We start from the raw sequence: 19,001 nt of genomic DNA, 5'->3' as shown, positions 1-19,001 counted from the left end.
CCAGATCGAAGCCCCCGGCCCTGCGGCCGGGGGCTTCGGCGTTCCCAGCGGCTGGTTGAATCGAGCACATGCCCGCCCTCACCCGCGCCGAAGCCCGCGAGCGATCCACCCTCATCGACGTGACGCGGATGGAGGTCACACTCGACCTCGACCGGGGTGCGGAGAGCTTCGACTCGCGCGTGCGGATCACCTTCTCCTGCACGACGCCCGGGCAGTCCACGTTCCTGGACGTGTTGCCCTCCGAGCTGCGCTCGCTGGTGCTCAACGGCTCGCCGGTCGACGTGTCGGGCCTGCGTGACGGGCGGATCGAGCTCACCGGTCTGAAGGCCGAGAACGTCCTCGAGGCCGACGCGGTGATGACCTACAGCCGAGACGGCCAGGGACTGCACCGGGCGGTCGACCCGGCCGATGGTGAGCACTACGTCTACGGCCACCTCTTCCTCGACGCCGCACCACGGGTGTTCGCCTGTTTCGACCAGCCCGACCTCAAGGCGCCCTACGTCGTCACCGTCGCCGCCCCGCAGGGGTGGATCGTGCTCGGCAACGGCGCGGCGACCCAGGTCGGGCCCGGGAGGTGGGAGCTGGCGCGGACGCAGCCACTGGCAACGTACTTCGTCACGGTCTGCGCGGGGCCCTACGCCTCCGTGCGCGACGAGCACGACGGCATACCGCTCGGGCTGCACGCCCGGGCCTCGCTCAGGGAGCACCTGGAGCGGGAGGCGCCGCAGATGCTCGAGGTGACCAAGGCGAGCTTCGACTACTACCACTCGCTCTTCGGGATCCGGTACCCGTTCGGGGAGTACCACCAGGTCTTCGTGCCGGAGTTCAACGCGGGCGCGATGGAGAACCCCGGCTGCGTGACGTTCCGCGACACGATGATCTTCCGCGGGGCCGCCGCGCGCGACGAGGTGCTCTCCCGCACCAACACCATCACGCACGAGATGGCCCACATGTGGTTCGGGGACCTCGTCACGATGCGGTGGTGGGACGACCTGTGGCTCAACGAGTCCTTCGCCGAGTACATGTCGCACCGCACCTGCGTGGACGCCACGGAGTTCACCGACGCGTGGATCGACTCGACGATGGCCCGCAAGGCTTGGGGGTATGCCGCCGAGCGCACCCCGTCGACGCACCCGGTCGCCGGGGGAGCCGCCCTCGACACCCAGGCGGCGCTTCAGGACTTCGACGGCATCTCGTACGCCAAGGGAGCCGCCACGCTGCGCCAGCTGATCGCCCACATCGGTGACGAGGCCTTCATCGCCGGGGTGTCGGCGCACCTGCGCGAGCACTCCTTCGGCAATGGCACGCTGGCGGACTTCCTGGGGTCCATGGAGCGCGCGTCCGGCCGGTCGCTGGCAGCCTGGAGCAAGGCCTGGCTGCTCACGGCCGGGCTCGACGTGATCTCGGTGGACCCGTCGACAGGTGTCATCGATCGGACTGTGCCGGAACAGTTTCCCGCGGATCGCCCCCACACGATGGACGTCGCGGGGTTCACCGACGGCGTGGAGGTCTTTCGCATCCCGGTGACCGTGACCCAGGACCGCACCACGGTCGAGGCGTTGCGTGAGGCCCCGTCAGCCGACCTGGTCGTGCCCAACGCCGCCGACCTCACCTGGGCCACCGTGACGCTCGACCCTGCCTCTGTCGAAGCGGTCCCCACGGCTCTGGCGGCGGTGCCGGACCCCCAGGCCCGGGCTGTCGTCTGGATCGCCCTCCTCGACGGCGTCTGCCTCGGGACGGTCGACCCGCGCGTGCTCGTCCGGACCTTCGGCAACGCCTGGCCTGCCGAGGACAACGGCTCGGTGCTGAGCCGGACCTCCCTCGCCCTGCTGTCCCGGTTCATCCCGACCTTCCTGCCGCCGGACGAGCAGGCCTGGGCCGAACGGGTGGTGGCGGACGCGGCCGGGCAGCTTCTCCGGTCCGCCCCGCTGGGGTCGACGCGTGCCCTCGTGGCCGCCCGGACCGTCGCCCGGTCGACGGACGACGAGTCCCTGCTGCGCGCCTGGGCCGCAGGCCTGGAGCGGCCTTCGGGGCTGGAGGCGGACTCGGACTTCGGCTGGATCGCGGTGCGGAACCTCGCCTCCCGCGGTCAGGTCGACCGCGGCTTCGTCGAAGCGCGGCGCGCCGAGGACGACACCCTGCAGGGTCGGCTCCACGCGTTGTCCGCGACCGCGGCGCTGCCGGATCGGGAAGCGAAGGCGTGGGCCTGGGCCGAGCTCACGACCAACCGGACGCGCTCCAACTACGAGCTGAACGCACTGGCGCAGGGCTTCTGGCTCGCCGCGGACCTCGACGTGGTGCGCCCCTACGTCGAGCGGTACTTCGCTGAGGTCCCCGCCATGACCGCCTGGGTCGGGGAGGACGCCCTCGCCCGGGTCGCGACCCTGGCCTACCCGGCGCGGATCGTCGAGGCGACCACCGCCGAGCTCAGCGCTGCGGCGGTCGCGAGCGGCCGGCTCAGCGTGGCGGTGCGCCGGAGCGTGGTCGACGCCGAGTCCGAGCTCCGGGAGGCGCTGCGGTCGCGGGCGACCTTCGGCTGAGGGCCCCCTGACGAGCCCCTTCTCGGCGTCTGTGCAGGTCAGAAGGCAAGTCCGAGGACAAGTCGTCCTGCGCTCAAGTGCGCGCGACAGCGGTTTCGGGGATACCATCGTCGGTGGCGAGGGCTTTTGCGATGTCAGTTGACGTTCACCTCCGTCTACGGAGGCATGGGTGGATATCCCAGGATGAACCGACTCAACGAAGGTGACACGCTAGGCGGCCGGTACGAGCTCGGGGTCCGGATCGCCTCCGGCGGCATGGCCGACGTCTGGGCCGGCACCGACACGGTCCTGCGGCGCACCGTGGCCGTGAAGGTCATGCGTCCCGACACCGGCCACGAGGAGCTCTTCGCGCTGCGGTTCCGTGACGAGGCCGTCCATTCGGCCGCGCTGTTGCACCCCAACATCGCGACGCTGTTCGACTACGGCGAGGACGACGGACTGGCCTTCCTCGTGATGGAGCTCGTCAAGGGTGAGCCGTTGTCGTTGCTCCTCAAGCGCCGCGGCCCCCTCGACCCGGCGGAGGTGCGCTCCCTCGTGGGACAGGCTGCGCTCGCCCTGGGCGTCGCCCACGAGGCCCGCGTGATCCACCGCGACGTGAAGCCGGCCAACGTCCTGGTGCGCCCCGACGGGCTGGTGAAGCTCACCGACTTCGGGATCGCGCGCGCTCTGGACGCCGCTGGTCACACCAGGGCCGGCGAGATGCTCGGCACGCCGCACTACCTCAGCCCCGAGCAGGCCATGGGTGCGGCCGCGACCGGCGCCAGCGATCTCTATGCCCTGGGTGTGGTCGCCCACGAGATGCTCTCGGGCAGGAAGCCGTTCGACCGGGGTACCCCTGTCGCCACTGCACTCAGCCACGTCACCGAGCCACCCCCGCCACTGCCGGACGGCGTGCCCGAGGACCTCGCGTCGCTGGTTCGTGACTGCCTGGCGAAGGAACCCGCGGACCGTCCGGCCAACGCGCGCGAGGTCGCCTCGCGTGTCGGCATCGGCGACCACGAGATGGCCGGGCTGGCGCTCGGCCTCGCCAGCGCGCTCGACAGCTGGGCCGAGGACGACGCGCCCGACACGGACGGCTCGGTCATCCGTTTTCCCGACCTGGGTGGCCCAACCCTGGCCATCCAGAGCGAACCGGGCGCCTAGCCCCGTCAAAGCCAGGTGTGCCGCCGTCCCCGGCCGGGGACGGCGGCATACCTGCGTCTTGGCGGCGGGTGAGCCGCCAAGGGCTCAGCGGTAGTTGGTGAACTGGATCGCGAAGTCCAGGTCGTCCTTGCTCTTGAGCAGGGCCTGCACGGCCTGCAGGTCGTCGCGCGACTTGCTGGTGACGCGCAGCTCGTCGCCCTGGATCTGCGACTTGACCGACTTCGGGCCCTCGTCGCGGATGATCTTGCCGACCTTCTTGGCGTTCTCCTGCGAGATGCCTTCCTGGAGGCCGATCTCGAGGCGGTACTCCTTGCCGGACAGCTGCGGGCCGCGCTCCGGGATGTCGAGGTGCTTGAGCGAGACCTTGCGCTTGACCAGCCAGGTCTGGAAGACGTCGAGGACGGCGTTCGCGCGCTCCTCGGTGTTCGCCTTGATGATCACCTTGTCCTCCCCGCTGGCCTCGATCGAGGCGCCGACGTTCTTGAAGTCGTAGCGGGTCGCCACCTCGCGCGCGGCGCTGTTGAGGGCGTTGGCGACCTCCTGGTGGTCGATCTTGCTGACGATGTCGAACGAGCTGTCGGCCATGGTGGCGAGTCCTTCCTGGCCGTCACGCGACAGTCGCCCGGTGGGACGGCTACCGGTTTCGGCATTCGTGGGTGTCCTTGCTATCCTTCCACGCGCACCCAGGCAGGTTGCCCGAGCGGCCAATGGGAGTGGACTGTAAATCCATCGCGAAAGCTTCGAAGGTTCGAATCCTTCACCTGCCACCCAGTGCACGAGAGGGCCCCTGACCAGCATGCATGCCGGTCAGGGGCCCTTCGCCGTTCTAGACCGCGTCCGGCTGCCGGCGGTCTTGAGCGGACTTCTACGGTGGAGGTTGTAAGGGCGCTTGGCGACCAGAGCCCACGGCAGCCCGATGTCGTCGGCCTCTCCTGATCACGCGACAGGGAGGCGGTGACTCAGCTGTCGGCGACGTTCATCGCGACCACGACCTTGCCGGCCCTGGTGCGGCCCTGCTCGACGTACGCCATCGCCTCGAGCGTCTGCTCGAACGGGAACACGGAGTCGATCACCGGCCGCAGGGCACCGCTGTCATAGAGGGCCCCGAGGGTGCGTAGCTGGGACCCGCTGGCGTGCATGAAGAAGAACTCGTAGCTGACGCCCAGGGCCTTCGCCTTCCTGCGCACCTTGCGGCTGATGGCGTTCATGACCAGGCCGAGGATGCCCGGGCCGCCGAGCTGCTTGGCAAACCCGGAGTCCGGGGGACCGGCGACGCCGATCGCACGCCCGCCGGGTTTCAGCACCGTGAGCGACCTGGCGAGGTTGTCCCCGCCGAGGGAGTCGATCACGAGGTCGTACCCGGACAGCACCTCGGCGAAGTCCTCCTGGGTGTAGTCCACGACGACGTCCGCGCCGAGGCTCCTGACCAGCTCCACGGTGGCAGTGCCTGTGGTGGTCGCAACGGTGGCCCCGAGGTGCTTGGCCAGCTGGACGACGGTGGAACCCAGACCGCCGGCGCCCGCGTGGACGAGGACCTTCTGACCGGGCTGGACCTCGGCGCGCTCCACGAGGATCTGCCAGGCGGCCAGCGCCACCAGTGGGACCGCAGCAGCCTCCTGGAGAGTCAGGGACGCGGGCTTGGGCGCGACGTCGTCCTGGTCGATCGCGATCAGCTCGGCGAAGGTCCCGATCCGGTAGTCGCGCGGACGGGCGTACACCTCGTCACCGACCTTGAAGTCCCGCACCTTGGTGCCCACCTGCGTCACCACACCCGCCACGTCGTGGCCGAGCGTGAAGGGCCGCTTGTGCTTCAGGAGCTGCTTGAACTCGCCGTTGCGCACCAGCTTGTCCAGGGGGTTGATGCTCGCCGCGGCAGCGCGGACCAGGACGTCGCGTTCGCCGACCCCGGGCTCGGGCACGTCGGCGGCGCGCAGGCCGTCCTCCCCGTACTTCTCGACGACGAACGCCAACATGTCAACCACCTTCGCAGTGTCTCGCTCCGCTGGGAGCGCCATGGAAACGTCATCAGTTCATCACAGTACGACCATAATAACAAACGCACCGAGGCGCCTCAGGCGTTGGCGAGCATGGCGTGAGCGGACCGGATTCCCTCCTCGAGAACGGCGTTGGAGAGTCTCCGGTCGGACACCGCACGCGCAAGCTGCATGGTGCCGACCATCATCGTGAAGAGAGCTAGGGCGGTGCCGCGCGCGGAGTCGGGGTCCTCGGGGGCCAGGCGGACGCTGATCTCGTCGAGGATCGCCTTTGCCCCCTTGGTGTACGCCCGCTTCGCCTCCGTGTCGGTCCGGCCGATCTCGTCGAGCAAAGCCGCCGAGGGGCAGCCCGCCTCGGGGTGCTCACGATGGTCCCGCGACAGGTACCAGTCGACGAACGCCTCCAGCCCGGCTCGTCCCGGCGGGAGCTCCGCGAACTCCTTCGCCTGGCGTCCGAGCTCCTCGCCGACCACGGTCGCCACGAGGGCGTCCTTGGAGTCGAAGTGCGCGTAGAAAGCACCGTTGGTCAGGCCGGCATCAGCCATCAGGGTGGCGATGCCGGAGCCGTCGATGCCGTCCTGCTTGAAGCGACGGCCGGCGGTCTCGATGATCCGCTTCCGGGTCGCTTCCTTGTGCTCCTTGTTGTACCGCGCCAAGGGGTGCTCCTGTCCAGGTCCACGCCTGCCCGGGCGGGCATCAGTTCCATTGTAGGTCGATCGACAGTTATAACGCGAACGTCGGTCAGCCATTCCTTGCCAGGCGCCCGGCAAGGAATGGCGAGGAGTCAGTCGGCGAGGAACGCTGCCGCGAGGGGTGCGAACTCCTCGTGGAACTGGAAGATGCCCCCGTGGCCCGAGTCGGGGTAGATGACCAGCTCGCTGCCCTTGATCCGGCGGTGGAGGCCCTCGGAGAGCACCGACGGCACCATCCGGTCGTGATCACCGTTGGCGATCAGGGTCGGCTGGGTGAACCGGGAGAGGTCCGAGGGAGCAGAGCGCCCGTACCTCTGGATCGCCTTCAGCTGGGTCTGGAAGGCCCTGACCCCGATCGGCTTGTCGCGGTCCGCGGTGCGCTCCTCCAGCCTTTTCACGAACGCCTTGCCGGCTGCCTTGCCGGCCGCGTTGCGGTTGAAGAACAGGAACTCCTTGGGGTCCGACCGGGTCAGGGTCGCGCGCAGGATGTCCCAGTAGGTCACGCCGACGACCTTGTCCATGTCCTTGCCGCCGCGAGGTCCGGTGCCGGTCAGGACGAGCCTGCGGACCAGATCGGGATGCTTGACGACCAGGTCCTGGGCGATCATGCCGCCCATCGAGAACGAGAACACGTCGACCTTGTCGAACCCCAGGGCAGTGATGAACTCGTAGGCGTGGTCGGCAGCTTCCTCGATCGTGTCGGGGACCCTTCCCGGCGAGGCGCCGACGCCCCGCTGGTCGAAGGTGATGACGTGTCGGCTATTCGCGATCGCGTCGACGATCCGCGGGTCCCAGTTGTCCAGGGTCGCCGCCAGGTGCACGAAGAAGACGACCGGGATGCCGCCCCTCGGGCCGAGCTCACGGTAGGCGTACGTGGCGCCCCGGGTGGTGACGGTGCGGGCCGGCGCTGCGGCATAGGAAGTGATGACGGGTTCGTTGCTGCTCATGGACAGGACTCCTTATTGACTGATGGACGTAAGATTACGACCGACAGGCAAAAAGAGCAAAGAGCGCATCAGTGCCGGCGCTGCACGGACCATGGCGCCAGAGCCCCCGGGGGCTGGCGCTCAGTGCTCGAGTCGACTCAGCTTGAACACGGCGATGGCCAGGCCGACCAGGAGCAGGGCCTGCGCCACGACCGCGCCGGGGGTGGACCTGAGCTGTTCGTCGTAGACGACCACGCCCAAGGCCACGCTCAGCAGGGGATCGACGGTGGCGATGATCGGAAGGCTGGTGTGCAGCGGTCCGGCCCGGAACGCCATCTGGGCCATGAGCAGACCGGCGGCCCCGCAGGTGAGGAGGACCAGGAGCTGCCAGCTCGTCAGCATCGACCAGAGCCCCTTGGTGGCCAGGACCTCGGTGACTGCCTTGATGAGCACCGCGGTGAACGCATATAACGTGCCCACCGCGGTGGCCAGCAGGGCCGCCCGGCGCCCGGAAGGAACGCGCCGAGCCACGACCACGCACGAGATGGCGAGCAGTACCGCCAGGCCGCCGGAGATGGCTGCAGCACCTCGGTCAGGGGCCTGGTGCTGGAGGTGGGGTGAGGATGCGCCAGACACGGTCAGGAAGCCGACGATCGCGAGCACCAGAAGCGCCCCCCACCGCAGTTCGCGATTCGTGACCCGGGTACGGGTGGTGAGGTGGCTCATGAGCAACGAGGTGAGCAACGAGGTGACGAGGAGCGGCTGGACGACGGAGACAGCACCGATGTGCAGTGCGAATGCCTGCAGTCCGAGCCCGCCGGCATCTGCTGCCATGCCGCCGAGCCACCACGGGCTGCTGACCGTCGACGCGACGAAGCGACGCGCACGGGCCGCGGATCCTCCCCGGGTCGCCGGAAGCGTCGCCGCGCTGTGATGCTTCAGCACCGTCGAGACGGCGAAGAACACTGTGGACGCCAGGCTCGCTGCGACCACCAGAGGGTAGTTCACGGCGACCAGCCAGGGCCCACGTCGACCATCAGCCTCGACGGGGGCGAAAGGGTCCTAGTCGCAGACCGCAAGTGAGCATCCTTCCCTGGACAGCACCGTCGCCATGACCGACAGGATTTGGTGTCGGCTGCGGGCCGTCAGACTAACCTTTCGTCTCCCCATCTTCGGTCCGCACGCCAGATTCCGCGAGTCAGAGTGGCCCACGATCATGGCCTTCGCACTCCAGCCTCTCGGGCGGAGTGCCGCACGCCGCGTCCCCGTTCGCCGCGTCCCCGTCCGCCACGTCCGCGTTCGCCACGTCGTCAGTGGACCGAGGCGAGCAGTGCGCCGACGCCGACGAAGAGGCCACCGAAGATGCGGTTGAGCCGTAGCTGTCCCTCCGCGCTGCGGGTCAGCCGTCGCAGTCCGCGCGCGGCGACGGCGAAGACGAACCACATCACGAGGATGTCGACGACGACGACCGTGGCCGCCAACACGCAGTACTGGGTCGCCAGCGGGCGGTCTGCCCGGATGAACTGCGGCGTGAAGGCAAGGAAGAAGACGACCGCCTTGGGGTTGGTGAGGTTGACCAACAACCCCTGGCGCGCCATCGCCCAGGGGGACACCGGGGCACCAGGGTCCTCGGGGTCCACTGGCTGGGGCTGGGCGCGCAGCTGCCGCACGCCGAGCAGGACCAGGTACGCCGCGCCGGCATAGCGGATGACCGTGAAGAGCAGCGGCGAGCTGGCCACCAGGACACCAACCCCCGCGGCGACGACGGCGATGTGCACCAGCAGGGCGAGCTGCTGGCCGAGGATGCCCCAGATCGAGCGCGCCCAGCCCGAGCCGATGGAGTTGGACATCGTGTTGACCGCGCCCGCGCCCGGAGTCAACGAGATCAGCACCGCTGCAGCGAGCAGGGTGAACCACACGGACCAGGACACGGCGGCACACTCTAGCCGCGTCGTGCTGCGACGGGTGCCCTGCTGACGGCGACGCGTACGGTGGCGCGTGGCAGTGGCGCCCGCCGCAGGCCGGAGGGAGGCGTCGTGCGGGTCGTCGTGATGGGCGCTGGAGGGTATGTCGGCAGTCGCCTCGTGCCGGCCCTGCTCGCCGAGGGACACACGGTCACGGCGACCTTCACCGACATCTCATCGGCCGGGCGCTTCTGGTGGTCGGACCAGGTCGATGTCGTCGAGATGGACGTCCTCGACAGGCCTGCGGTGCGAGCGGCGTGCGTGGGCGCCGAGGCGTTGGTCTACCTGGTCCACGGCCTCGGTGGTGACGACTTCGCGACCTGCGACCGCGAGGGCGCCTACAACGCAGCGCACGCTGCCGTCCGATCGGGACTCGAGCGCATCGTCTACCTCGGCGGCCTGGTCCCCGACGTCCCCGAGGGTGACCTGTCACCGCACCTGCGGTCACGGCTCGAGGTCGAGCAGGTCCTCACCGACTCCGGGGTGCCGACCCTGGCGCTGCGCGCCGCGATGGTGGTCGGCAGCGGTTCGACGTCGTTCGAGATCATGCGTCAGATGAGCGATCGGCTGCCCGTGCAGGTGCTGCCCCGCTGGATGGACACCCACGTCGAGCCCGTGGCCGTGACCGACGTGCTCACCGCACTGGTCGGTGCCCTGAAGGCCCCGCCACGCAGCCGCGCCTTCGACCTCGGCAGCGGCGAGCGGATGGCGTATGCCGCGTTGCTGCGGCTCTACGCAGACCGCGCCGGTCTGCGGCGGATCCAGGTGAGCGTCCCCGGCCTGCCGACGGGCCTGGTGTCGAGGCTCGCGCCGATCCTCACGCGTGCGCCGGCTCGCACGGTCCAGTCGCTGGTCGAGAGCCTGCGCCACGACATGGTCTGTCGGGGGCAGGACTTCGTCGACGAGCTGCTGCCGCCGGGCCATGCGCTCACCCCGGTCGAGGAAGCGCTCGACCGAGCCCTGGCGGTCCCCGACGAGGACGTGCCCGACCGCGATCGCGACATCATCGGCCCACTGACGTCCGACCCGCCCTGGGTCGGCGTGGTGGTCCGCTGAGTCAGGAGTCGGGCGCGCTGAGTCAGTTGTGCCCGGCCTTGAGCCGACGCTCGAGGTTGCGCGCGAACCCTGCGCCCATCGCCGCGATGACCGCCTGCATCGACGCCTGGACGGCCGGCTTGGCGAGCCTCGGGAACGGCAGGTCGACGTCGACGCGCAGCTCGATTGAGAGCCGGGTCCCGTCACCGCGGTCGGCGAGGACGTACACGCCCTCGACACCGGCGCGCTCCTGGCCCCGTGGAGCATGGGTGTAGGTGATCCGCTCGCGCGGCGTGAAGTCCATCCGCTCGGTGAAGGCGACCCCGATGCTCTTGCCGAGAACCTCGATGGGCGCGAGCTTCCATAGCCAGGTCTCGCCGTGGTCCTCGATCGACCGCACCATCGGCGTCAGCTTCGCGACCTGGCTGGCGTCGGTCAGGACCGCCCACACGGCGTCCCGGGGGTAGGCCACGTCGGCGGTGGACCTCTTCGAGGCCGAGAAGACAGACATGCACCGAGTGTGGTCCATGCGCACCCGCCCGGCGCGCCGGACTGACCGCGCCGCGACAGACTGGTCGCATGGTCGAGCAGAACTGGGCGGGCAACGTCACCTATCGCGCCCAGGAGATCGCGCGACCCACGAGCACCGCAGAGCTCCAGGAGCTCGTCGGCTCCGCCGAACGGGTCCGGGCCGTCGGGTCGAGGCACTCGTTCACGGAGCTGGCCGACACCGACGGCATACTCGTCGGGCTGTCCGGGCTGCCCGAGGAGGTGACTCTGGACGAGACGGCTCGCACGGTGACCGTGGGCGCCGGCCAGGACTACGCCACGGTGGCCACCGCGATCGAGGCGCGGGGCTGGGCCCTGGCCAACCTGGCATCCTTGCCGCACATCTCGGTCGCCGGTGCCGCGGCCACCGGCACCCACGGTTCGGGTGACGGGCTCCGATCCCTGGCCGGGGCAGTCGCAGCAATCGAGCTGGTCGGGTCCGACGGCGAGCTGCGCACGGTGGCCCGCGGTGACGAACAGTTCGAGGGCAGTGTCGTCGCCCTGGGGGCGCTCGGCATCGTCACCCGGCTCACGCTCGACGTCGAACCCAGCTACACCATGCGCCAGGACGTCTACACCGGCCTGCCCTGGCCCGTGCTCGAGGCGGAGTTCGACGCCATCACGAGCAGTGCCGACAGCGTCAGCCTGTTCACCCGGCTCGATGAGCGCGGGGTGCTGCAGGTCTGGCGCAAGAGCCGGTCGCACGAGAGCCCCGCTGACCTGCACGGTGCGCCCCGCCACCCCGGGCCGGTGCACCCGCTCGACGGTGCCCCGACCGAGGCCGTCACCGACCAGAGCGGGGAGGCGGGGCCCTGGCTCGACCGGCTGCCGCACTTCCGCGGCGGTTTCACCCCCAGCCGCGGTGAGGAGCTGCAGAGCGAGTACCTCGTGGACCGCTCCGTGGCGCTGGACGCACTGGCGGCCCTGCGGTGGCTGGAGCCGCGCATCGCTCCCCTCCTGCAGACTGTCGAGATCCGCACGGTGGCCAGCGACGAGCTGTGGCTGAGCAGCTCCTACCGACGAGCAACCGTGGGGTTCCACTTCACCTGGCACCTCGACGAGCCCGGCGTGTATGCCGTGCTGCCAGCCATCGAGGCGGCCCTGCTGCCGCTGGGGGCCCGCCCGCACTGGGGCAAGTGCTTCGTGGCGGCGGCCGAGGACCTCGCCCCGTCGTACCCGCGCTGGGATGACTTCCGGCGGCTGCGGGCCACGGCCGATCCGGGCGGCAAGTTCGGCAACGCCTTCCTCGACAGGGTGATCGGCACAGCCCAGGCCCTGTGAGAGTCTGGCCAGCGTGAGCGAACCGGCACCAGGGAGCGCCCGGCGTGGGCGTCCCGGCTACGACCAGGAGACGGTGCTGCGCCGCGCGGTCGAGCTCTTCAACGACCAGGGCTATGAAGGCACCAGCATGGGCGACCTCGCCCGGGAGCTCGGCTTCACCAAGTCCGCCATCTACCACCATGTCCCGAGCAAGACCCACCTGCTGTCCCTCGCCCTCGACGAAGCCCTGGACGCGCTGACGCAGGTGATCGAGGAGGCGAGCAGCGGCGTCGCCGGGCGCACGGCATACGAGCGGCTCCGACAGGCGGTCCACCGGAGCGTCCAGGTGCTCGTCGAGCACCAGCCCGCGGTCACCCTGCTGCTGCGGGTCCGTGGCAACAGCGAGGTCGAGCTCGACGCGCTGCGCCGCCGCCGCGAGATCGACGCGCGGCTCGCCGCGCTGGTCAAGGAAGCCATCGACGAGGGGTCGCTGCGCACCGACGTGCCACCGGCGCTCGTGAGCCGGTTGCTGTTCGGCATGGTCAACTCACTCGTCGAGTGGCACCGCGCGGGTGGTGGGGTCGACGGGGCACAGCTGTCCGAGGCAATCACGACGATCGCGTTCGACGGGCTGGCGATCGGGCCGCCTCACCAGTCGATCTCGCCGCCTCACCAGTCGTAGAAGCCGCGCCCGCTCTTGCGACCCAGCTCACCGGCGGCCACCTTGTCACGGAGCAGCTGAGGGGGTTCGAACCGCGGACCCAGCTCGCGAGCCAGGTGTTCGGCGATGGCGAGGCGGACGTCGAGGCCGACAATGTCTGTGGTCTTGAGCGGCCCGACCGGGTGCCGGTAGCCCAGGGTCATGGCGGTGTCGATGTCCGCGGCCGTCGCGACGCCCTCCTCGACCATCCGCATGGCCTCGAGGGCGATGGCGACGCCGAGCCGACTGCTGGCGAAGCCCGGGGAGTCCTTGACCGTGATCGCCGTCTTGCCCAGTGCGGCGACCCAGCTGCCGGCCAGCCCGACGAGTGAGGGCGTGGTCCGGCTGCCCACCACCACCTCGACCAGGTCGCTGGCGGGCACCGGGTTGAAGAAGTGCAGACCGATGAACCGCTCGGGGGCCGTGAGCCCGGCGGCGATGGCGTCGATCGACAGCGAGCTCGTGTTGGTCGCCAGGACCGCCTCCGGCGCGACCTGCTCGACCCGTCCGAAGACGGAGCGCTTGAGCTCGACGTCCTCGGGAACGGCCTCGATGACCAGGTCACTGTCGCCCAGCAGCCCGCCGTCCGCGGTGGCGGTCAGCCGGGCGGCGACCTGGGCGACGGTGCCGTCGAGGACCCCGCGGTCGGCGGCCTTGGCCAGGCTGGTGACGACCCGCTCCCGGGCGGAGTCCGCCGCGTCGTCGTCGCTCTCCACCACCGTGACGGTGCACCCCGCCGCGAGGAAGGTGTGGGCTATGCCAGCGCCCATCCGTCCACCACCGTAGACACCGACGCGGGTGGGCAGGCCGATGGGGGAGTCGGTCATGGGTGCTCCGTTCGTTGCAGGAAAGCGTTGGAGGTCAAGGACGCTCGAGCAGGAGGGCGCTGCCCTGGCCCACGCCGACGCACATGGTCGCGAGGCCGCGGTGGGCGCCCGCGCGTTCCAGGCGGCCGAGCAGCGTGACGACGATGCGGGTGCCGGAGCAGCCGAGCGGGTGGCCGAGCGCGATCGCGCCGCCGTCGGAGTTGACCACATCCTCCGCGAGCCCGAGGTCACGGATGCACGCGATCGACTGCGAGGCGAAGGCCTCGTTGAGCTCGACGGCCTCGAGGTCCTCGACCGTCCACCCGGCCCGCGCGAGTGCCTTGCGGCTGGCGGGCACGGGGCCGATTCCCATGATCTGCGGAGGAACTCCCGCGCTGGCCGCCGCGACGACCCGGGCGCGCGGCTGCAGGCCGTGCTCGACGATGAACCGCTCGCTCGCGACCACGACGGCGGCAGCACCGTCGTTGAGGCCGCTGGAGTTACCGGCCGTGACGAGCCCGTCGGGTCCGTGCAGTGGGCGCAGCGCCGCGAGCCGCTCGAGGCTGGTGTCGGCCCGCGGACCCTCGTCGGTGGTGAACTCGCCGTCCCCGACCGGGACTGGCACGGTCTCCGCCTCGAACCGGCCGTTCTTGATCGCGTCCAGCGCCCGCTCGTGTGAGCGAAGCGCAAAGGAGTCGAGCTCCTCCCGGGTCAGGTTCCACTGCTGCGCGACGCGTTCGGCGGTCTGCGGCATGGTCAGTGTGGTGTCGGCGTCGAAGCGCGGGTTGGTGAACCGCCACCCGATCGAGGTGTCGAAGGTTGCTCCCGGCCGCGCGAACGCCTTGGAGGGCTTCTCGGTCACCCAGGGCGCCCTGGTCATCGACTCGACCCCGCCGGCGACCACGACGTCGGCGTCACCCGCGGCGATCATCTGGCGTGCCGTGGCGATCGCCGTGAGCCCCGAGGCGCAGAGCCGGTTGACGGTGAAGCCCGGCACCGACTGGGGCAGTCCCGCGAGCAGGAGCGCCATCCGCGCGACGTTGCGGTTGTCCTCACCCGCCTGGTTGGCGGCGCCGAACACGACCTCGTCGACGAGCTCGGGGTCGACGCCCGACCGCGCGACGGCCTCGCGCACGACCAGCGCCGCGAGGTCGTCGGGGCGCACGGAAGCCAGCCCCCCGGCATACCGGCCGATCGGGGTGCGGACTCCGTCGACGATGAAGGCCTCGGTCATGCTCTGCTCCTCGGGGACTGGTGCACGTCAGGCATCGAAGTCGACGGTCACGGCGTCGCTGACGGGATAGGACTGACAGGTGAGGACGAAGCCCTGCTCGACCTCGGCCTGCTCCAGGGCGTAGTTGCGCCGCATGTCGACCTCGCCGACCCGCACGAGGGCCCGGCAGGTGCCGCAGACCCCGCCCTTGCAGGCGAACGGGAGATCCGTGCGGGAGGCCTGGGCCGCATCCAGGATCGACTGGCCGCGCGGCATCGGGGTGGTCGAGCTCAGCCCGTCGAGCACCACCGTGACGTCGCTGGTCTCGCCCTCGACGACGGCGTCGGCACGGTGCAGCTCCGGTGGCGGCTCGTCGACGTAGAAGAGCTCGAAGTGCACTCGGTCCTCGGCCACGCCCACTTCGGCCAGCACCTCCCGAGCGGCGCCGATCATGGCGAACGGTCCGCACAGCCACACGTCGTCGATGTCCTCGACCGGCACCAGCAGTGCGAGCAACCGGCGCAACCGGTCGGCGTCGATGCGTCCGGAGAACAGCTCGACGTCGCGGGGCTCGCGGGACAGCACGTGGATCAGCTGGAGGCGGGACCCGTGCCGGTTCTTCAGGTCGGCCAGCTCCTCGGCGAACATCACCGAACCCGTCGTGCGGTTGCCGTAGATCAGGGTCACCTCGGCGTCGGGGTGGCCGAGCATCGTGCTGGCGATGGAGAGCATCGGCGTGATGCCGGACCCCGCAGCGATGCACAGGTGCCGACCGCCGGACGACGGGTCGGCCCGGAAGCTCCCGGACGGCGTCTGCACCTCGATCTCGGTCCCCGGCCCGACCTCGTGGACCAGCCAGCGCGAGAAGAGTCCGTCGGGGATCTCGCGGACGCCGATGCGCGGTCGATCGCCGACAGCGGCGCAGATCGAGTAGGTGCGGCGGTGCTCCTGCCCGTCGATCGTGCGCCGCAGCGTCAGCGACTGACCCGCCTCGAACCTGTATGCCGCGGCGAGCTCGGCGGGCACGTCGAAGCTCACGGCGACCGCGTCGTCGGTGAGCTGCTCGACCGAGTGGACCGTGAGGGTGTGGAAGACGGGGGCGGTGCGACTCCGTTTCGGCAGGAGCAGCGAGCCGGTGGAGGTGGTCACTCAGATCTCCTTCACGTGCTCGAACGGCTCGAGGCACGACGAGCAGCGGTAGAGCGCCTTGCAGGCGGTCGGCCCGAACTCGGACGTCAGCTCGACCGATCCGGAGCCACACTGCGGGCAGTGGAGCGCGCGCCGGATCGGCTTGAGGGACAAGGCGACCGGCCCGGAGCGCGCTGGCGCCGGACCAGGGGCGGACAGCCCGTGGTCGACCAGGGCCTGCCGACCGCGGTCGGTGATCCAGTCGCTCGACCAGGCCGGCGAGAGGGACACCCGGATGCTGACGTCGTCGTAGCCCGCCTCGCCCAGCACCCGCACGAGATCGTCCCGCATGGTCGCCATGGCAGGGCAGCCGGTGTAGGTGGGGGTGATCGCGACCGTCACGGCCCCGGTGTCGGACACCTCGACAGAGCGCAGCACCCCGAGGTCGTCGAGGGTCAGCATCGGCATCTCCGGGTCGGTCACCGTGCGGGCCACGGCCAGCGCGTGGCTGGTGGGGGAGGTGGTCGGGCGCACGGTCACCACTGACCCATGGGGTGGGCCCGGGCGACGACCTGCAGCTCGCCGACGATCCGGCTCAGGGCCTCCGTGTGCATGCCGTCGCGGCCCTGGCGCCCCTGGATCGCGGCGAGCGGGGCGGCGGTCGGCTGCTCGACGCCGCTGAGGGCGAACACCTGCGCGAGGACGACGGACACGTCGTCGGCGACCGCGGCGGGGTCCACGCCCACGCCGGCCTCAGCCACGCGGGCCTCGACCTCGTGTGTCGTGAACTGCTCGGCCTGCAGCGGCCACACCTTCATCAGGGCGGCGTCGAGTCGCCGCCGGGACTCCTGCGTGCCACGGGCCAGGGTGAGGAACCACCGGCCGGCGTAGTCACGGTGGTAGGTCAGCTCCTTGACCCCCTTGGCCGCGACCGCGGCGAGGACGTGGTCCCGGCTCTCGACCAGTCGCTCGAAGAGGGCGATCCGCGCGCTCGAGTTGAGCAGCAGCTTGACGATCGTCACCGCGAAGTCGCCGTTGTCGAGCTCGACGAGGCGCACGTTGCGGAACTGCCGGGCATCGCGGAAGAACGCCAGGGCATCCTCCGGCGGCACCGGCGACCCCTCGGGCAGAGCCGGCACGAGCGTGGGGTCTGCCGCCGCAGCCCGGGCCAGGAGCAGCCGGGCCTGGCCCAGCAGGTCGAGGGCGATGTTGGACAGCGCGATGTCGTCCTCGAGGTCGGGAGCGCGGCTGGTCCACTCGCAGAGCCGTTGCGAGGCAATGAGGGCATCGTCCGCGAGCATGAGGCAGTAGGTCCCGAGGTCGGTCGCGTCGACCCCGTCGGGGATCGTCGTGTCGACCCCGGCCAAGGGGTCCTCGAAGTCGGTGCCGAAGGCCCAGTGCGAGGGGTCGCCACCGAGCAGTCCGTCGTAGACGGAGCCGTGGGCGTCGTTCGGGTCCGGCGCAGGATGGGACGGCTGGTGGACGAGGTCGTCGGCCACCGACTGGATCGCGTCCAGCCCGTTGGGCTGCGGGGTCTGGGGCTGCGGGGACTGGGGCTGCGGGCTCTGGGGCATGGGTCAGCAGCTCACATGTGGGGGACGGAGTCGGGGATCTCGTAGAACGTCGGGTGCCGGTAGACCTTGTCGCCACTCGGAGCGAACATCGGGTCCTTCTCGTCCGGGCTCGAGGCGGCGATGTCCTTGGACTGCACGACCCAGATGCTCACGCCCTCGTTGCGACGGGTGTAGACGTCGCGCGCGTGCCGCAGGGCCATCTCGTCATCGGCGGCGTGCAGCGACCCGACGTGGACGTGGTTGAGCCCGCGCTTGCCGCGCACGAAGACCTCGTACAGCGGCCACTCCGCGCGCACTCGCTCGTCGGCGCTCATGCCAGACCCTCCTCGCGCACCGAAGTCTGCTGCGCGGCATACGCGGTCGCGGCCTCACGGACCCAGGCGCCGTCCTCGTGGGCGGCGCGGCGGTGCGCGATGCGCTGGGTGTTGCACGGGCCGTTGCCCTTGACGACCTGCATGAACTCGTCCCAGTCGGGCTGGCCGAAGTCGTGGGCCTGACGTTCCTCGTTCCAGCGCAGCTCGGGGTCGGGGAAGGTCACGCCGAGCACCTTCGCCTGCGGCACGGACATGTCGACGAAGCGCTGGCGCAGGTCGTCGTTCGTGTTGCGCTTGATGCCCCACGCCATGGACTGGGCCGAGTTGGGCGACTCGTCGTCCGGCGGCCCGAACATCATCAGCGCCGGCCACCAGAACCGGTTGACGGACTCCTGGACCATCGCCCGCTGCTCGTCGGTGCCGCGCATCATGGTCATGAGCAGCTCGAACCCCTGCCGCTGGTGGAAGGACTCCTCCTTGCAGATGCGGATCATCGCGCGGCCGTAGGGCCCGAACGAGGTCCGGCACAGCGGCACCTGGTTGCAGATGGCCGCGCCGTCGACGAGCCAGCCGATCGTCCCCACGTCGGCGTACGACAGCGTCGGGTAGTTGAAGATCGAGGAGTACTTCTGCCGTCCCTCGATGAGCATCTCGGTGAGCTGGCCACGACTCACGCCGAGCGTCTCGCAGGCGGAGTAGAGGTAGAGCCCGTGGCCGGCCTCGTCCTGGACCTTGGCGAGCAGGATCGCCTTGCGGCGCAAGGAGGGGGCCCGGCCGATCCAGTTCCCCTCGGGCTGCATGCCGATGATCTCGGAGTGCGCGTGCTGGGCGACCTGGCGGATGAGCGTCTTGCGGTAGCCCTCGGGCATCCAGTCGCGCGGCTCGATGCGGTCGTTGTGGCTGATGGTCGCCTCGAACCCGGCGAGCAGGTCGGCCTCGCCGCCCGTCCCGGCCGGGGCAGTGGTGGTGTCCGTCATGCGACCCTCCGCAGTGAGGTGAATAACTGACCGAACGGTCTGTAATAGTGTCGCAGGTGCCGTCCGGCTTGCGCAACCACCGTATGCCGCGTGGCTGGGCGACGCCCGCGCGACTCCGGGGCCGCATTACTCGCGAGTCACCCGTGATCGGTGGCAGGCTCGGCAGCGTTCCGCTGTCCGACGTCG

19 protein-coding genes and 1 tRNA gene are annotated in these 19,001 nt (G+C 70.3%); 6 read left to right on the top strand and 14 right to left on the bottom strand.

The window, feature by feature from the left end:
- The first annotated feature begins 68 nt into the window (after window positions 1-68).
- Together pepN and BJ986_RS04410 are read left to right on the top strand one after the other, a co-directional pair.
- Window positions 69-2,540: an aminopeptidase N gene (pepN, locus tag BJ986_RS04415; RefSeq protein ID WP_179420893.1), complete on the top strand. Its 2,472-nt coding sequence runs from the start codon at window positions 69-71 to the stop codon at window positions 2,538-2,540.
- Window positions 2,541-2,723: 183 nt separating this feature from the next.
- The gene (locus BJ986_RS04410; protein ID WP_179420892.1) at window positions 2,724-3,683 is read left to right on the top strand and encodes a serine/threonine-protein kinase; all 960 of its coding nucleotides are present in this window, start codon (window positions 2,724-2,726) and stop codon (window positions 3,681-3,683) included.
- Window positions 3,684-3,767: 84 nt separating this feature from the next.
- Here the strand turns inward: BJ986_RS04410 and BJ986_RS04405 are convergent, their stop codons facing one another.
- Complete coding sequence (locus BJ986_RS04405; RefSeq protein WP_179420891.1) at window positions 3,768-4,268, bottom strand: YajQ family cyclic di-GMP-binding protein; 501 nt, start codon at window positions 4,266-4,268, stop codon at window positions 3,768-3,770.
- A 101-nt stretch (window positions 4,269-4,369) separates the two neighbouring features.
- On the opposite strand from BJ986_RS04405, the gene BJ986_RS04400 reads away from it, so the two are divergent.
- Window positions 4,370-4,450: transfer RNA gene (locus tag BJ986_RS04400), tRNA-Tyr, on the top strand.
- 192 nt (window positions 4,451-4,642) lie between these two features.
- Here BJ986_RS04400 and BJ986_RS04395 read toward each other — a convergent pair.
- The 5 genes from BJ986_RS04395 to BJ986_RS04375 all read right to left on the bottom strand — a co-directional run bounded on the left by BJ986_RS04395 (window position 4,643) and on the right by BJ986_RS04375 (window position 9,226).
- Window positions 4,643-5,656, bottom strand: a complete 1,014-nt coding sequence (locus tag BJ986_RS04395) for an NADP-dependent oxidoreductase (protein ID WP_179423473.1) — start codon at window positions 5,654-5,656, stop codon at window positions 4,643-4,645.
- 98 nt (window positions 5,657-5,754) lie between these two features.
- Complete coding sequence (locus BJ986_RS04390) at window positions 5,755-6,333, bottom strand: TetR/AcrR family transcriptional regulator (RefSeq protein WP_179420890.1); 579 nt, start codon at window positions 6,331-6,333, stop codon at window positions 5,755-5,757.
- A gap of 128 nt (window positions 6,334-6,461) precedes the next feature.
- Window positions 6,462-7,316 carry an alpha/beta fold hydrolase gene (locus BJ986_RS04385; protein WP_179420889.1) on the bottom strand — a complete coding sequence of 285 codons (855 nt, stop codon included), beginning with the start codon at window positions 7,314-7,316 and terminating at the stop codon, window positions 6,462-6,464.
- 120 nt (window positions 7,317-7,436) lie between these two features.
- The gene (locus tag BJ986_RS04380) at window positions 7,437-8,303 is read right to left on the bottom strand and encodes a DMT family transporter (RefSeq protein WP_179420888.1); all 867 of its coding nucleotides are present in this window, start codon (window positions 8,301-8,303) and stop codon (window positions 7,437-7,439) included.
- Between the two features lie 302 nt (window positions 8,304-8,605).
- Complete coding sequence (locus BJ986_RS04375; RefSeq protein WP_179420887.1) at window positions 8,606-9,226, bottom strand: LysE family transporter; 621 nt, start codon at window positions 9,224-9,226, stop codon at window positions 8,606-8,608.
- A 105-nt stretch (window positions 9,227-9,331) separates the two neighbouring features.
- Here BJ986_RS04375 and BJ986_RS04370 point away from each other — a divergent pair, with 105 nt between their 5' ends.
- Window positions 9,332-10,315, top strand: a complete 984-nt coding sequence (locus tag BJ986_RS04370; protein WP_179420886.1) for an NAD(P)H-binding protein — start codon at window positions 9,332-9,334, stop codon at window positions 10,313-10,315.
- Window positions 10,316-10,337: 22 nt separating this feature from the next.
- Here the strand turns inward: BJ986_RS04370 and BJ986_RS04365 are convergent, their stop codons facing one another.
- The gene (locus BJ986_RS04365) at window positions 10,338-10,805 is read right to left on the bottom strand and encodes an SRPBCC family protein (RefSeq protein WP_179420885.1); all 468 of its coding nucleotides are present in this window, start codon (window positions 10,803-10,805) and stop codon (window positions 10,338-10,340) included.
- Between the two features lie 68 nt (window positions 10,806-10,873).
- On the opposite strand from BJ986_RS04365, the gene BJ986_RS04360 reads away from it, so the two are divergent.
- Window positions 10,874-12,124 (top strand): D-arabinono-1,4-lactone oxidase, encoded by a 1,251-nt coding sequence (locus BJ986_RS04360; RefSeq protein ID WP_179420884.1) that lies wholly within the window; start codon window positions 10,874-10,876, stop codon window positions 12,122-12,124.
- Between the two features lie 13 nt (window positions 12,125-12,137).
- Window positions 12,138-12,785 carry a TetR-type transcription factor C-terminal domain-containing protein gene (locus tag BJ986_RS04355; RefSeq protein WP_179420883.1) on the top strand — a complete coding sequence of 216 codons (648 nt, stop codon included), beginning with the start codon at window positions 12,138-12,140 and terminating at the stop codon, window positions 12,783-12,785.
- On the opposite strand, the gene BJ986_RS04350 is transcribed toward BJ986_RS04355, so the two are convergent.
- The 7 genes from BJ986_RS04350 to paaA are packed head-to-tail and all read right to left on the bottom strand — an operon-like array spanning window position 12,773 to window position 18,815.
- Complete coding sequence (locus BJ986_RS04350; RefSeq protein ID WP_179420882.1) at window positions 12,773-13,630, bottom strand: 3-hydroxyacyl-CoA dehydrogenase family protein; 858 nt, start codon at window positions 13,628-13,630, stop codon at window positions 12,773-12,775. The two genes, BJ986_RS04355 and BJ986_RS04350, sit on opposite strands and share 13 nt — an antisense overlap.
- Window positions 13,631-13,664: 34 nt before the next feature.
- Window positions 13,665-14,843: a thiolase family protein gene (locus tag BJ986_RS04345; RefSeq protein ID WP_179420881.1), complete on the bottom strand. Its 1,179-nt coding sequence runs from the start codon at window positions 14,841-14,843 to the stop codon at window positions 13,665-13,667.
- Window positions 14,844-14,870: 27 nt separating this feature from the next.
- Window positions 14,871-15,971, bottom strand: a complete 1,101-nt coding sequence (gene paaE, locus BJ986_RS04340) for a 1,2-phenylacetyl-CoA epoxidase subunit PaaE (RefSeq protein WP_179420880.1) — start codon at window positions 15,969-15,971, stop codon at window positions 14,871-14,873.
- On the bottom strand, window positions 15,972-16,490 hold the full coding sequence (paaD, locus tag BJ986_RS04335) for a 1,2-phenylacetyl-CoA epoxidase subunit PaaD (RefSeq protein WP_337794822.1): 519 nt from the start codon (window positions 16,488-16,490) through the stop codon (window positions 15,972-15,974).
- Window positions 16,487-17,524: a 1,2-phenylacetyl-CoA epoxidase subunit PaaC gene (paaC, locus tag BJ986_RS04330; RefSeq protein ID WP_179420879.1), complete on the bottom strand. Its 1,038-nt coding sequence runs from the start codon at window positions 17,522-17,524 to the stop codon at window positions 16,487-16,489. The genes paaD and paaC overlap by 4 nt, the downstream gene beginning before the upstream one ends.
- Before the next feature lie 11 nt (window positions 17,525-17,535).
- Window positions 17,536-17,838 carry a 1,2-phenylacetyl-CoA epoxidase subunit PaaB gene (gene paaB / locus BJ986_RS04325; protein WP_179420878.1) on the bottom strand — a complete coding sequence of 101 codons (303 nt, stop codon included), beginning with the start codon at window positions 17,836-17,838 and terminating at the stop codon, window positions 17,536-17,538.
- Complete coding sequence (paaA, locus tag BJ986_RS04320) at window positions 17,835-18,815, bottom strand: 1,2-phenylacetyl-CoA epoxidase subunit PaaA (protein ID WP_179420877.1); 981 nt, start codon at window positions 18,813-18,815, stop codon at window positions 17,835-17,837. Before paaA ends, paaB begins: the two co-directional genes overlap by 4 nt.
- Window positions 18,816-19,001 lie beyond the last annotated feature (186 nt).

This window comes from Pedococcus badiiscoriae, assembly GCF_013408925.1.
In the GTDB taxonomy this organism is placed as follows: domain Bacteria; phylum Actinomycetota; class Actinomycetes; order Actinomycetales; family Dermatophilaceae; genus Pedococcus; species Pedococcus badiiscoriae.
The sequence above is the reverse complement of the archived record's forward strand: the minus strand, read 5'-3'. Positions and strand labels throughout refer to the sequence as shown.

Excerpts from the sequence above, each read along its gene's own strand:
- paaB (WP_179420878.1), bottom strand. The coding sequence starts at position 17,838 with ATGAGCGCCGACGAGCGAGTGCGCGCGGAGTGGCCGCTGTACGAGGTC.
- paaC (WP_179420879.1), bottom strand. The coding sequence starts at position 17,524 with ATGCCCCAGAGCCCGCAGCCCCAGTCCCCGCAGCCCCAGACCCCGCAG.
- BJ986_RS04350 (WP_179420882.1), bottom strand. The coding sequence starts at position 13,630 with ATGACCGACTCCCCCATCGGCCTGCCCACCCGCGTCGGTGTCTACGGT.
- BJ986_RS04385 (WP_179420889.1), bottom strand. The coding sequence starts at position 7,316 with ATGAGCAGCAACGAACCCGTCATCACTTCCTATGCCGCAGCGCCGGCC.
- BJ986_RS04365 (WP_179420885.1), bottom strand. The coding sequence starts at position 10,805 with ATGTCTGTCTTCTCGGCCTCGAAGAGGTCCACCGCCGACGTGGCCTAC.
- BJ986_RS04395 (WP_179423473.1), bottom strand. The coding sequence starts at position 5,656 with ATGTTGGCGTTCGTCGTCGAGAAGTACGGGGAGGACGGCCTGCGCGCC.
- BJ986_RS04345 (WP_179420881.1), bottom strand. The coding sequence starts at position 14,843 with ATGACCGAGGCCTTCATCGTCGACGGAGTCCGCACCCCGATCGGCCGG.
- paaA (WP_179420877.1), bottom strand. The coding sequence starts at position 18,815 with ATGACGGACACCACCACTGCCCCGGCCGGGACGGGCGGCGAGGCCGAC.
- BJ986_RS04410 (WP_179420892.1), top strand. The coding sequence starts at position 2,724 with ATGAACCGACTCAACGAAGGTGACACGCTAGGCGGCCGGTACGAGCTC.
- pepN (WP_179420893.1), top strand. The coding sequence starts at position 69 with ATGCCCGCCCTCACCCGCGCCGAAGCCCGCGAGCGATCCACCCTCATC.
- BJ986_RS04405 (WP_179420891.1), bottom strand. The coding sequence starts at position 4,268 with ATGGCCGACAGCTCGTTCGACATCGTCAGCAAGATCGACCACCAGGAG.
- BJ986_RS04360 (WP_179420884.1), top strand. The coding sequence starts at position 10,874 with ATGGTCGAGCAGAACTGGGCGGGCAACGTCACCTATCGCGCCCAGGAG.